The 12308-nt window shown below is 73.6% G+C and carries 8 protein-coding genes; 6 read left to right on the top strand and 2 right to left on the bottom strand.

Annotation, left to right across the window (positions count from 1 at the left end):
- Positions 1-233: 233 nt before the first annotated feature.
- Positions 234-1478, bottom strand: a complete 1245-nt coding sequence (locus tag LCD33_RS12400; RefSeq protein WP_224968268.1) for a CdaR family transcriptional regulator — start codon at positions 1476-1478, stop codon at positions 234-236.
- Positions 1479-1745: 267 nt separating this feature from the next.
- Here LCD33_RS12400 and LCD33_RS12395 point away from each other — a divergent pair, with 267 nt between their 5' ends.
- The 3 genes from LCD33_RS12395 to LCD33_RS12385 all read left to right on the top strand — a co-directional run bounded on the left by LCD33_RS12395 (position 1746) and on the right by LCD33_RS12385 (position 5840).
- Complete coding sequence (locus tag LCD33_RS12395; protein WP_224968270.1) at positions 1746-4106, top strand: molybdopterin cofactor-binding domain-containing protein; 2361 nt, start codon at positions 1746-1748, stop codon at positions 4104-4106.
- Between the two features lie 307 nt (positions 4107-4413).
- On the top strand, positions 4414-4890 hold the full coding sequence (locus tag LCD33_RS12390; protein ID WP_224958637.1) for a (2Fe-2S)-binding protein: 477 nt from the start codon (positions 4414-4416) through the stop codon (positions 4888-4890).
- A 221-nt stretch (positions 4891-5111) separates the two neighbouring features.
- Complete coding sequence (locus tag LCD33_RS12385; protein ID WP_374108080.1) at positions 5112-5840, top strand: lysophospholipid acyltransferase family protein; 729 nt, start codon at positions 5112-5114, stop codon at positions 5838-5840.
- Here LCD33_RS12385 and LCD33_RS12380 read toward each other — a convergent pair.
- Positions 5833-7263 (bottom strand): hypothetical protein, encoded by a 1431-nt coding sequence (locus tag LCD33_RS12380; RefSeq protein ID WP_224968272.1) that lies wholly within the window; start codon positions 7261-7263, stop codon positions 5833-5835. The genes LCD33_RS12385 and LCD33_RS12380 overlap by 8 nt on opposite strands.
- 294 nt (positions 7264-7557) lie before the next feature.
- Here LCD33_RS12380 and LCD33_RS12375 point away from each other — a divergent pair, with 294 nt between their 5' ends.
- From LCD33_RS12375 to LCD33_RS12365, 3 genes are all read left to right on the top strand, one after another.
- Positions 7558-8301: a class I SAM-dependent methyltransferase gene (locus tag LCD33_RS12375; RefSeq protein ID WP_224958640.1), complete on the top strand. Its 744-nt coding sequence runs from the start codon at positions 7558-7560 to the stop codon at positions 8299-8301.
- A 152-nt stretch (positions 8302-8453) separates the two neighbouring features.
- A complete protein-coding gene (locus tag LCD33_RS12370) occupies positions 8454-8807 on the top strand; it encodes a hypothetical protein (protein ID WP_224968274.1) in 354 nt (117 codons plus the stop codon).
- Positions 8804-12166: an AAA domain-containing protein gene (locus LCD33_RS12365; RefSeq protein ID WP_224977869.1), complete on the top strand. Its 3363-nt coding sequence runs from the start codon at positions 8804-8806 to the stop codon at positions 12164-12166. The genes LCD33_RS12370 and LCD33_RS12365 overlap by 4 nt, the downstream gene beginning before the upstream one ends.
- Positions 12167-12308 lie beyond the last annotated feature (142 nt).

The raw sequence follows: 12308 nt of genomic DNA, 5'->3' as shown, positions 1-12308 counted from the left end.
CCCCCCGCCCCGCGTGCCCGCCGCTGGGGTTGTCTTTCCGCCCGGCCCCCCCCCCCGGCCCAAAAAAGCTGCCCTCGCGAGGAAAGCGCTGAGAACCCGCGGGTGGTCCGGTTGCGTGCGTGGTCGTCAGCTCAGCGGCTCCGCCGCTGACAGGCGGAAGCGAAGGCGAGCGGCTCCGCCGCTGACAGGCGGACGATGTGGCTCGGTGGGTGGGTTCTGCGGTCGTGGTCCGGTCAGGGGGTGTCGGGTTCGGCGGGGAGGCGGCCTTCGCGGCGGAGGATGGACAGGGCGAGCAGGATCTGCGGCCACACCGTCACATCGCTGAGATCCAGGTGGGTCAGCGACTCCATCCGCCGCAGCCGGTTGAGCACCGTGTTCCGGTGGCAGTACAGCGATTTCGCCGCGCGCAGCGTGGAGCCGAGCGAGCGGATCCACACCGACACCGTGTGCAGCAGCTCCTCCCGCTCCGCGGTGGGAAGCGCGAGAACCGGCCCGAACGTCACCAGCACCATCCGGTCCGCCAGTTCCGGCGAGCTCAGCGCCAAGGCGTCCGGCAGGCACTCGTCCAGCGACACCGCGCCGGGCCGGTGCGCGGGCAGCGTCGTCATCGCCAGCATCGCCATCCGGTACCCGGCGCCGACCTCCATCAGCGCCGACAGCGACTGGGACACCCCGATGCGCGCCACCGCGCGTTCGCGCAGCGCGCCCGCGACCTCGGCGGGCTGGCCCTCGCCGACGCCGATGATCCCGACCTGGCAACCGGTGCGCAGCCGCCACGTGGAGTCCAGGCCGCGTCGCCGCAACCCGTCGGCGAGTTCGCGCGGTGACGCGGGGCGCTCCCCGGAGGTTTCGGCGACGGCCACCACGAACCGCTTGCCGCGTCCCAGCCCGAGCAGGTGCTCGGCTTCCCCGCGCACCTCGGCGGCCCGCCCGTCCAGCAGCGCGTCCATGATCATCGTGCTGCGCAGTTCCGCGCCACCGAGCAGTTCCTGCTCCGCGGCGTGGTAGCTCAGCGCCATCTCGATGGAGAACCGTTCGGTGACGCCCCACAGCTCCCCGGCCGAACCGACCAGCTCCCGCAGGTGCTGCGGGCCGTGCGCCCCGGTGTGCTCGGCCATGTCGGCCCACAGCACCTGGCCGCTGAGCCGCCACGCGTGCAGCACCCAGTCCAGCGGGCAGTGCTGCTGCGCCCGGCGCACGCCGGTGCTGCGGGCCGGTCCCAGCAGGTCCGGCCGGGACGGGCCGGTGCCGCTCAGCGTCGTGAGCATGCCGTGAATGTTGTCCCGGCAGGAGCGCCACAGGTCGTCCTTGGCGACCGGTCCGTCCGGGGTGTACACCGAACCCCACGTCTGGTCCACCAGCGCGTCGGCGAGCTCCGGAACCCTCGCCAGCGAGGCCCGCGCCAGCCCGGCGAGCATCCGCTGCTCCCCGTCGCCGGTGTCCTGACCTGGCTGTTCCGTGGTGGATTCGTCGGTCATGAGCTCCGCTCCTTTGCGGCTCCCGCGAGCGCCGTTCGGGGAAGGGTAATTTCCGGATCACGGCAAGTCCACCAGTCGTGCGAGCACCCGATGGGCCATCCGGCGGCGCGCGTGATGGCAATCCGCACAAGATCCGGTGCGGATCGGTGGGCGGAACGCCCTCGATCCGCGGGCCGGTGCTGATCAGGATGGGTCTCCGATCCCACCACCGATCAACGTCGATCGATCGCCGTCCCCGCCGCACGGGGAAGCGGCGGAAGGAGCGCGATGGACCAGCGCCGCACCTCCCGACCAGGCCGTGGACCTCGGCCGAGCAGCCTGGAGAGCCCGGACCCCGGGGCCACCGGCCTCGACCGCCGCCGGTTCCTCGGTCTGCTGCTGGCCGCGCCCACCGTGGCCGCCGCCGCGCAGCTGGGGCAGTTCGCGGATCCGGCGACCGCGCACGCGGCGCTGCCGGAACCCTCCGACATCCTGGATCTCAACGACCTGCTCACCGAGTCGGCGCTGCCCACCTCGAACCTCATCTCGGTGCAGGTGCACGAGGACGGCACCGCGTCCTTCGAGATGCCGCGCACCGAGAGCGGGCAGGGCATCACCACCATGGTCGCGATGATCATCGCGGAGGAGCTGGACCTGCCGGTGGAGAAGGTCCGGGTGTCGCTGGCCGACGCCCGCCCCGAGCTGCTGTTCAACCAGTTCACCGCCGGTTCCAACACGGCGATCTCCATCTACACGCCGGTCCGGGTGGCCGCGGCCATCGCCCGCGGTCGGTTGTTGCAGGCCGCCGCGAACGAGCTCGGCGAACCCGTCGGACTGCTCACCAGCAAGCTCGGCATCATCAGCTCGGTCGCGGGCACCCAGCTGCCCTACGGCGACCTCGCGCAGAAGGCCGCCAGCGACGTCACCGAGCAGGTCGAGGCGGTGCTCAAGCCGGAGAGCGAGTTCCGCGTCCTCGGCAAACCGCACAACCGGGTCGACGCCCTCGACGCCGTCACCGGCCGCAAGAAGTTCAGCATGGACCTCGACATCCCCGACGCGCTGCCGACGATGGTGTGCCGCCCGCCGACGATCAAGGGCGGCCCGGAGTCGGTGGTGAACCTCGACGAGGTGCGCGGGATGCCCGGCGTCACCGACGTCGTCCCGATCTCCACCGGTGTCGCGGTGCGCGCCCGCACCTTCGGCCAGTGCATCGACGCGGTCCGCGCGTTGGAGGTGAATTGGGAACCCGGCACCGTCGACGGCGAATCCGACGACACCGTGCTGGAGAAGATCAAGGCCTCCGAGATTCCGCTCGTCGTCCCGGACACCGGGTCCACAGTGGAGGGAGAGTTCACCTTCCACTTCCGCAACAACGCCGCGCTCGAACCGAACACCGCCGTAGCCGACGTGCGCCCCGGCAGCGCCGAGATCTGGTCCTGCCTGCAATCGCCGATCCTGTGCAAGCAGGAGGTCGCCGCGAAGCTGGGCTTGCCGCAGGAAGCGGTCAGCGTGCACGTCCAGCAGGGCGGCGGCGCGTTCGGCCGGCGCATGTTCAACGACGTCGTGCTGGAGGCCGTGGAGATCTCCAAGGAGCTCGGCAAGCCCGTCAAGCTCATGTGGCACCGCACCGACGAATGCCGCCAGGGCCGCACCCACCCGATGTGCACCTCCCGCATCCGCGCCAGCTACGTCGACGACAAGGTGCTCACCTTCGAGCAGCGGCACACCAGCATCGCCACCGACTACACGATGGGCTTCGCGGAGGCGATCACGTCCGTCGCCGCCCGGCTGCCCCCGCTGGGGCTGGGCAACTTCGCCGCGTTCTCGGTGCCGGTGTTCGAGCTGACCGTCGGCGTGCCCTACAAGTTCGGGGTCACCACCCAGCTGCTCAACGAGATCATGCAGTACGACACGTTCCCCACCGGCTCCAACCGGAACCTGTTCAACCCGGACGTGCGCACCGCCCAGGAACTCATCGTCGACCAGCTGGCCGCGAAGATGGGCAAGGACCGCTACGAGTTCCGCCGCTCCTTCCTCGACGACGAACGGCTGATCGCGGTCCTCGACGAGGTCGCCGAGGAAGGGGAGTGGGGCCGGTCGATGCCCGACGGCTGCGCGCAGGGCATCGCCGTGCACAAGGAGTACAAGGGCGCCGTCGCGGTCCTCGTGGAGATCGACTGCCGGCCCGAGACGGTGAACCGGCAGATCCGCAACGCCGTCACCGGGCCGCGCGTGACGAAGGTGGTGCTCGCCGTCGACACCGGCCTCGCGCTCAACCCGCGCGGGCTGGAAGCGCAGATGCAGGGCGGCATCTCCGACGGCATCGCGCAGGCGCTCACCTCCAGCCTGCACCTCAAGGACGGCACGTTCCTCGAAGGCAGCTGGGACGACTACTTCTACACCCGGCAGTGGAACGCCCCGCCCGACGTGCGGGTCATCATCATGCCGCCCACCACCGGAAAACCGGGCGGTGCCGGGGAGTTCGGGGTGCCCGCCTCGATGGCCGCGACGGCCTGCGCCTACGGGGCGGCGACCGGCACGATGCCGACGAGCTTCCCCATCAACCACGGGACGTTGAGCTTCGATCCGAAGCCGGTGGTGCCTCCCGTGCCGCAATCACCCACCAACGGCCTGGACTTCGCTTACTGAGTCGTGTCCGCCGGTCGTCCTGCTTTGCGGGGCGGGTGGCGGAATCTCAGCGTCCTCCTCGCTGCGGGACCTTTTTCACAGGTGGCTCCGCCACATGCGAAAAAGCTGTCCTCGCGAGGAGAACGCTGAGAACCCGCGGGTGATCCGGTTGAGTGCTGGGTCGCTGCTAGCGGCTTCGCCGCTGACGAGAAGAAGGACGTGGGCCGTGCGCGGTTCGGGTGCGCGGCGGGGTTTTCGAAGGACTGGACTTGTGCGGGCGGTCGCTCGGGTCGACCGCGCGCGGCGCGATGAGGGAGGAGCTTTCGGCATGGGACAGCACACTTTCCGGCTCAACGGTGAGACGGTGACGGTGGACATCGAGGACGACGTGCGGCTGCTGTGGGTGCTGCGCGAGGTGCTCGGCTTCTACGGGCCGAAGTACGGCTGCGGCATCAACGTGTGCAAGGCGTGCACCTCGCACATCAACGGCAAGGCGTTCAACCCGTGCTCGGTGCGGGTCGGCGACATCGAGCCCGACGACGAGGTCACCACGATCGAAGGCCTGCCCGGCACCGTCGGCCGCGAGCTGCACCCGATGCAGGAGGCGTGGCTGGACGAGGACGTCGCCCAGTGCGGCTACTGCCAGCCCGGGCAGATCATGGCGGCGGTCGCGAAGGTCCGGCAGGTCACCGAGGAAGGTCGCGACATCACCGAGGCCGACTTGGACGAGATCCGCAACATCTGCCGCTGCGGCACCTACACCCGCATCCGCAAGGCCATCAAGGCGGGCGCGCAGCAGATGTGACCCGGCGCGGGGTGCGGACGCCCCGTCCGGCCGACCGGGCCGGGCGGGGCCTTCGTGCGCCGGTGCCCCCGGATCCCTGGCCACCGCGTGCCCGGGACGCTGGATGCCCTGGCCGCCGGGTGCCCGGGACGCTGGGTGCCCGCCCGTCCACCAGAGCACCCGTGCGCCGGTGCCTCCGCGCGCCGGGCCGACCGACCAGTCCGGTACGGCGTCGGCTACGAATGGACCTCGTGCGACTGATCTCGGAACGCCTGCGCGACGCCGTCCGGCTCGGGCGGCGCTTCCCCCGCCGCGGCCGGGGCCCCTGGTTCGGGCTGGCCATCGACCTGGTGTGGCCGGTGCTGGCGTCGAGCTCCCGGCTGCGGCTGCGCGGGGGCCTGCCCGCGGGCGGGGTGCTGGTGGCCACGAACCACCTGTCGTTCGCCGATCCGATCACCGCCACCGCGTTCTGCCTCGCCGCCGGACGCGTCCCGCGCTACCTGGCACGCGCCGACCTGTGGCGGATTCCGCTGGTGGGAAACGTGATGCGCTCCGGAGGGCACATCCCGGTGCACCGCGGCACGGCCCGCGCCCAGGACGCCTACCGGGACGCGGTGCGGGCCGCCGCGGACGGCGAATGCGTGGTGTTCTTCCCGGAGGGCACCTTCTCCGACGATCCCGCGCACTGGCCCGCGCGCGGGCGCACCGGCATCGCCCGCGTCGCGCTGAGCACCGGGGTTCCGGTGGTGCCGCTGGCGAACTGGGGCACGCACCGCCTGCTGCCGCGCCGCCGCCCGCCCCGGTTGTTCCGGCGCACCGCGGTCGAGCTGGCCGCCGGACCACCGGTGCCGCTGGACGACCTGATCGGCCTGCCGCTCACCGCGGCCGTCCTGCGGGAGGCCACCGACCGCATCATGGCCGCGATCACCGCGCAGCTCGCCGAGATCAGGTCGGCGGAGCCGGCTAGGTGAGCAGGAAGGAGCGCTCGCCCAGCGTGCTGGGTGCGAACCGGCCCGTGCGCCTGCCCACCAGCTCGCCGTAGAGCGCTCGGCGGGAGTGGAGGTCGTCTCCCGCCTCGAACAGGCGGTCCTGCCAGTCTTCCTTCACCTCGTCCAGGAATCGGACCCAGCCCAGCGGCAGCTCCGCCAGCGGCACGTAGCGCTGGTTGTCCTTGAGCCGGCCACCGCCGATCTTGTCCTTCTTGTGGCCGTAGAAGCTGGATTCCGGGTTCGCGGTGGCCTCCGTGGACAGGGCGTTGTGCCGGTAGCCGACGGGGCTCTTGCCGCCGGGGCCGATCGTCTCGATGCCGACCTGCAACGCCCCGTCCTGGTCCTGCTGCGGCGGGGTGAAGATCAGCAGCAGGTGCCCGTGCGAGTTGTCCGGGAGGATCACGTCACCGTTGAAGTCGTGCCCGCCCATCCCGTCGGCGGCGAGGGGCAGGCCCCACATGCGGACCTGTTCGTCGCTGAGGCGGGAGAGCACGTTGGAGGCCGATGCGGCCATGCCGCCGCGTTCCGCGAACTCGTCGGTCCCGCTGATGTCCATGTGGTGGGTGGCGTAGTCCCGCTTCTCCTCCTTCTCCCGCGCGTTCACGCCGTTCTCCGTGACGCCGAGCCAATCCAGCAGGGCGGTCGGCGGGGGCCCGTCCGCGCCCAGCGCCGGGATGCGGATGTTGACCCGGCCCCCGTGCGCCAAGGCCCTGGCCACGTCGCCGTCGACGTAGTCGACGTGGTCGGCGGCGGCGTCGTCGTACACCTTCAGACCGTTCTGCAGGATCAGGAAGATCCGGCTCAGGATCGTGTTCGCGCGCACGTTCCGCTTCGCGTCGTCGGCGGACACCAGCGGGTCGTCCTCGAACGCGGGCGCCAAAGTCCGGACGAACGCGTCCTTGATCTGCTTGTCGCGTTCCGCGATGACCCGCTCGCGGTCCGCCGCGGGCACGGCGTCGCCGCGCAGGTCCAGGTGCCTGCCCAGGGTGAAGGCCGGGCTGTTCTCCGTGCGGCCGAGGCGTTTCCGCCATTCGACGGTGGCGATCAGCAGCCGCTTCCCCGGTGCCAGGCGCAGCCAGTCGTAGTAGGTCCCCTCCGTCGCGTACGCCACCGCTTCCGCGTAGCTCCCGGTGCCGATCGCCCGCAGCCACTTCGGGTCCTGCCGCTCGAGGTCGGCGATCTCGGAGTCGCTGAACACCGGCCCTTCCACGAGGCGGTCCAGCAGCTTGTCCTTCACCGAGAGCGCTTCGATCGAGTCGGGGACCAGTGCGTGGAACCCGCCGCTGGGTTGCCGCAGGAAGCCGGGCGCCGTTGACGACTCCTGCTCCGGCGCCCGTTGCAGCGAACGGGCCACCGCCCGGTTGCCCGCGGTGCGCTGCAGGTGCACCACGCCGGTGCTGGACATCGCCGGGGCCGGAGCTGCGGGCGCGGGGTCCGGCCGCTGGTGGGGCATCGGGCGGGGTCGGTCCTGGCCGGGTACACCGCGTGCGCGTGGCACTCGCATGAACGCCCTCCGATCGGTACTGATCATTACTCTCCGTGGTTGATCGGTCCGGTGGAAGGTCCGATCGGGCAGAACTCGGGGCAAGGTGGCCGCGAACGGCCCGGGATGTGACTTGCGTTCCCGTGCGGACGAGGCTGTTGCACATCGGTTGCGACAACGCCCAGGGTGAGGTGACCCAGGCGAAAGGACCCACCCGTGACCGACCGCGCCATCGAAGCCGTCCGCGACAACTGGACCCAGCGGGCCGCGGCCTACAACGACTTCTACGAGCGCTACGCGCAGGACAAGCGCGAGGCGTGGCGCGCGGTGTGCGACAAGGCCGTGCACGCGGCGTTCCCGGAGCGCACCGCGCCGCTGCGGGTGCTGGACGTGGGCACCGGCACCGGTTTCCTGAGCACGCTGCTGGCCGAGCTCGGCCACGAGGTCACCGCGGTCGACCCGTCCCCGGCGATGCTCGGCTACGCCCGGGAGGAGGCGCGGCGCCGCGACGTGGACGTCCGGTTCGCCGAGTGCGGCGGGCACGACGTCGGCGAGGTGGTGGGCGACGGCTTCGACCTGGTCAGCGCCCGCTACGTGCTGTGGACCCTGCCGGACCCGGTGCGGGCGCTGCGGGTGTGGCGACAGGTGCTGGCCCCGGGCGGCGCGCTGCTGCTGGCCGACGGCGTGTGGCACGGCTGGCGGCACGACGCGCGCCGGGTGCTGGCCTCGCTGCGGCCCGGCGCGGACCACGGCTACCTGCCCAAGGTGCTCCGGGACTACCGGAAGATCGGGCGGGCCACGCCGAACTGGAGCGGGCTCACCGCCGCGAAGACCGGGGAACTGCTGCGGGCGGCGGGGTTCGACGCGGGGGAGCGGCTGGACCACCTGCTGCCGGAATACGCGCACCCGTCCAGCGCCGCGTTCCACCTGCGCACCGCGCGCCCCCGAACGGCGGCCTGAACCCGCGCGGCTGCGGGATCACCCGGCGGACCGTGCTGAGATCATCTCAGTTCTGCGCTGTCGGGGTGCCATCTCCGGAAATTCGACCGGATCGAGTCGGTGATCTTCTAAGATCTGCGGCGATCTGAGCGGATTCAGCTGGAGAGGGCGGCATGGCGGACGGCTCGACGGTCTTCTGGATCAGGGTCGCGGTCGGCGGTGATCCGCACCGCGGCGGACGGCTGGTGCGATCGTTGCGCGACGAGCTCCGCGACGCCCTGGGCGTCCAGGTCTCGCTCGCCACCGAGCAGGACGCCCCCGGCCCGCTGCTGTGGGCGTCGCTGGGATCCTCCGGCGCGGTGACCGCACCGGCGCTGCTCTGCGCGATCAGCGAGTGGTGCGCCCGCGACGCCTCCCACGAGGTGGAGCTGGTGCTCGGCGGACGGTCGATGTGGCTGTCCGGCCGGCCGAACGAATGCCCCGAACTGGTCCGGGCGCTCCCGCGCGACCTGCGGGCCGACGCGTGACCCGGCCACGCCGCGGCCGGGCGCTGCTGATCGGCGTCGGCCGGGACCACGCGGCGGGCGTCCGGCGGCTCACGGCGGACGGCTACCGGCCGGTGCGCGTGGTGCGGGACCCGTCGGCGGCCCGGCTGCGCGCCGAGATCGCCGAGTTCCTCGACGGCTGCGCGCCGGACGAGCTCGCCCTGCTGCACCTCGCCGCACCCGGGGCGATCGGCCCCGGCGGCGAGCACGTGTTCCTCGCCGCCGACACCGATCCCGACGACCTCGCGGGCACCGGGGTGCACGCCGGGTTCGTCGACGAGCAGCTCGAAGCGTGCCGCGCCGCGCACGCGGTCGCGATCGTGGATTCGCCGCCGCAGCGAGGAGAAACGTCCGTGCGGAGCTGCCCGCTGACCGCGCGCGGCACCTACGTGCTCGCCGGGACCGGCGCGTTCGCCGAGCGGCTCGCCGAGGCGTGGCGCACCGCGGGGAGCGGTGGGGCGGAGCTCACCGCCGACGCGCTGTTCGAGCACCTCGACCGGCGGCTGCGGGCCGCGGGCGAGCGACCACCGGTGCGGTCCGCGGTCGACGTGGACGACGCGATCGCGCTCTCCTTCCGCGCGCGGCGGGCACCGGGTCCCGCACCGGAGCGGGACGACTCGGAGCGGGACGACCCGGACCTGGCCGCGGTCCTCGGCTACTACCGGCGCTGCCTGCTGGCCGAGGAACCGCACTCCGGGCTGATCCCGGTGCGCGCCGCCGGCGAGCGGTACGTCGTGCTGCCCGGCCGGGAACGGCTGCTGTCCGGCGAGCTCGACGACGACGGCTGCGCACCGGTGCCGCCCGGCGCGGCCGCGTTCCTCGACGAGGCCGAACGGCGCGGACGCCCGCTGTGGGCGGGCTACCCGGCGGTGCTGCTGCCCGGCCGCGCCGGTGCCGCCGCCGAGTTCGCGCCGCTGCTGGTGCGCCGCGTCGAACCCGTCGGTTCCGGTGCGGGACGCAGGCTCCGCCCCGTCGGGCCGGTGCTGCCGCACCGCGGGCTGGCGCGGCGGCGGCTCGGCGTGGAGGGCACCGACGCCCTCGCCGCCTGGTTCGCGCCGGGCTGGCGCGGCGGGCGGCGCGCGCGGATGGCCGCCGACGTGCACGACCTGCTGCACGGCACCTACCGGTTGCCGGGCGGCGCGCGACCGGAGCCGGACGCCCTGGACGAATCCCTCGACGGTCGCGGCGACGGCGCCCGCAACGTGGCGGTGCTGTTCGCCGAACAGCCGCGGCTGATCAGCCCGGGTGCCTTCGACGATCTGGCGGGCATCGCCGAACAACCCGGCCGGGTCGCGGGCACCGCACTGGGTGCGCTGCTCGACGGCGACACCACCGAGGTCGACGAACCGCCGCGACCGGTGCTGCCGTGGCCCGCCGACGAATCGCAGCGGCAGGCGGTGCGCACGGCGATGAGCAGGCGGCTCAGCACCGTCACCGGTCCGCCCGGCAGCGGCAAGACCGCGTTGGTCGCGAACCTCGTCGCGACCGCCGTCAGCACCGGCCAGCGGGTGCTGGTGGTCGCCGCCGACGACCGCGCGGTGCACGAGGTGTGGCGGCGTTGCGCGGCGGTGCCCGGCGCGCTGGTGCGCACCGGCGCCGAGCAGGCGGGGCGGCCCGGCCCGGCGCCCGACCTGGCGGCGGCGTTCGCCGAACTCACCGCGGCCGAAGGACGCGCGGTCCGGGCCCGCCTGGACCTCGGCGCGATCGGCCGCATCGACGCTGCGCTGCGCGCGGCCGGCCGGCGGCGGCGCACCGCCGCCGAGTCGCTGGGCCGCACCGCCGTCGAACTCGCCGACCGGATCGGCCCGCGCCCGCGCCGGTGGGCGCGACGGGCCGGCGGGGCCGCCGACGCCTGGATCTTCACCCGCTGGCGGCGTGCGAGCGTGCAGCGCGCCCTCGGCATCGAACCGGGGGACTGCGCGGACCGGGACCCGCGGGCGATCTGCCGGGCCGTCGCCGAGTTCGCCGCGGCCGAGCACACGTGGCGCGAGCAGCGGGCGCTGCTGCGGGAGCGCCCCGACGACCAGCGGCTCGCCGACGCGCTGCGCAGCGCGCAGGACGCGGCCCGCACCGCGGCCGAACAGGTGCTGCTCGCCTCGGTCCGGCAGCAGGACGACGGCGACCCCGCGGTGCGCAGCCGGGCCGCGACCTGCGAGGAGGCGGCGCGGCTGCCGCTGGCGCCCGCCCTGTTCGACCTGGTCGTCGTCGACGAGGCCGCGCACTGCGGCATCGCCGCGCTGCTGCCGCTGCTGTTCCGCGCGCGCCGCGCCGTCGTCCTCGGCGATGCCGGGCAGCTCGCGCACGTCACGCACCTCGACCCGGCGGCCGAGTCGCGGATCCGCCGGGACCTGCGGATCCCGGCGGACTGGCTGGAGGAGCGGGCGCTGAGCTTCCGGCGGCACAGCGCCTGGCACGCGGCCGAACGCGCCACCGGCGGCGCGATCCGGCTCGACGAGCACCACCGCTGCCACCCGCGGATCGCCGACACCGCCGCCGGCCTGTTCCCCGGCGAGGCGCAGGTCGTGCTCACCGACATCCGCGGCAGGCCCGCCATGGAACGACCCGCCTTGGAGTGGCGGGACGTGCCCGGCCGCGCGTGCGCGCCGGAGCGGGGCGGCAGCTGGCACAACCCGGAGGAGGCCGCCGTGGTGGCCCGGGTGGTGGCGGCGCTGCGCCGCTCGTTGCCGGAGCACGCCACGATCGGCGTGATCGCGCTGTTCCGCCCGCAGAGCCGGTTGCTGGAGCAGCGGCTCGCCGGTGATCCGCGGGTGCGCATCGGCACCGTGCACGACTTCCAGGGCGGGGAGTGCGACGCGGTGGTGCTCTCCCCGGTCGCGGCGCCCGGCGTCGCGGAGGGCGCGGCACGCTGGCTGGACCGGCGCTGCGACCTGTGGCACGTGGCGATCACCCGGGCGCGCTCGCAGCTCGTGGTGGTCGGGGACGCGACGTTCTGGGAAGGGCGCCACGGCATCGGCGCGGACCTGCTCGCGGCCGCGCGCCGCGGGCACCGCGCGCCCGAACCGGACGTCCACCAGCGGCGGCTGCACGAGCTGCTGCCGGGGATGTCGGTGCAGCTGGACCAGGTGCTGAACGGCCACCGGGTGGACGCGTCGATCTCCGACGGCGGGGTGCCGCTGTCGGTGCTGCTGGACCGGGGTCCGGAGGGCGGGGTCGATCCGGCCGAGCACCTGCACCGGATGCTGCGCCGCCGCGAGCTGCTGGACCCCGAACCGGGGGTGCGCTCAGCGGTGCGGATGCCGGTGTGGCGGCTGCACGACCTCGGCGACACCGACGACCTGCTGGGGCTGCGCGCGACCGACCACCGGGCCCCGGTGCGGTGACGCCGCCCGGTGCGAGGACCCGGAATCCCGGCCCGGGGGGGGGGGGGGGGGGGGGGGGGGGGCCGCCGGGCCGCGGACGCGGGCGGAGACGACGTGGCGCGGAGGGGGCGTGGGACGGCAGAGACCCCGGAGGGGCCCGCGG

This window comes from Saccharopolyspora sp. 7B (genome assembly GCF_020177435.1).
GTDB classification, from domain to species: Bacteria; Actinomycetota; Actinomycetes; order Mycobacteriales; family Pseudonocardiaceae; genus Saccharopolyspora_C; species Saccharopolyspora_C gregorii.
Note: the sequence above shows the minus strand (reverse complement) of the source record. Positions and strands in the feature narration are given on the sequence as shown.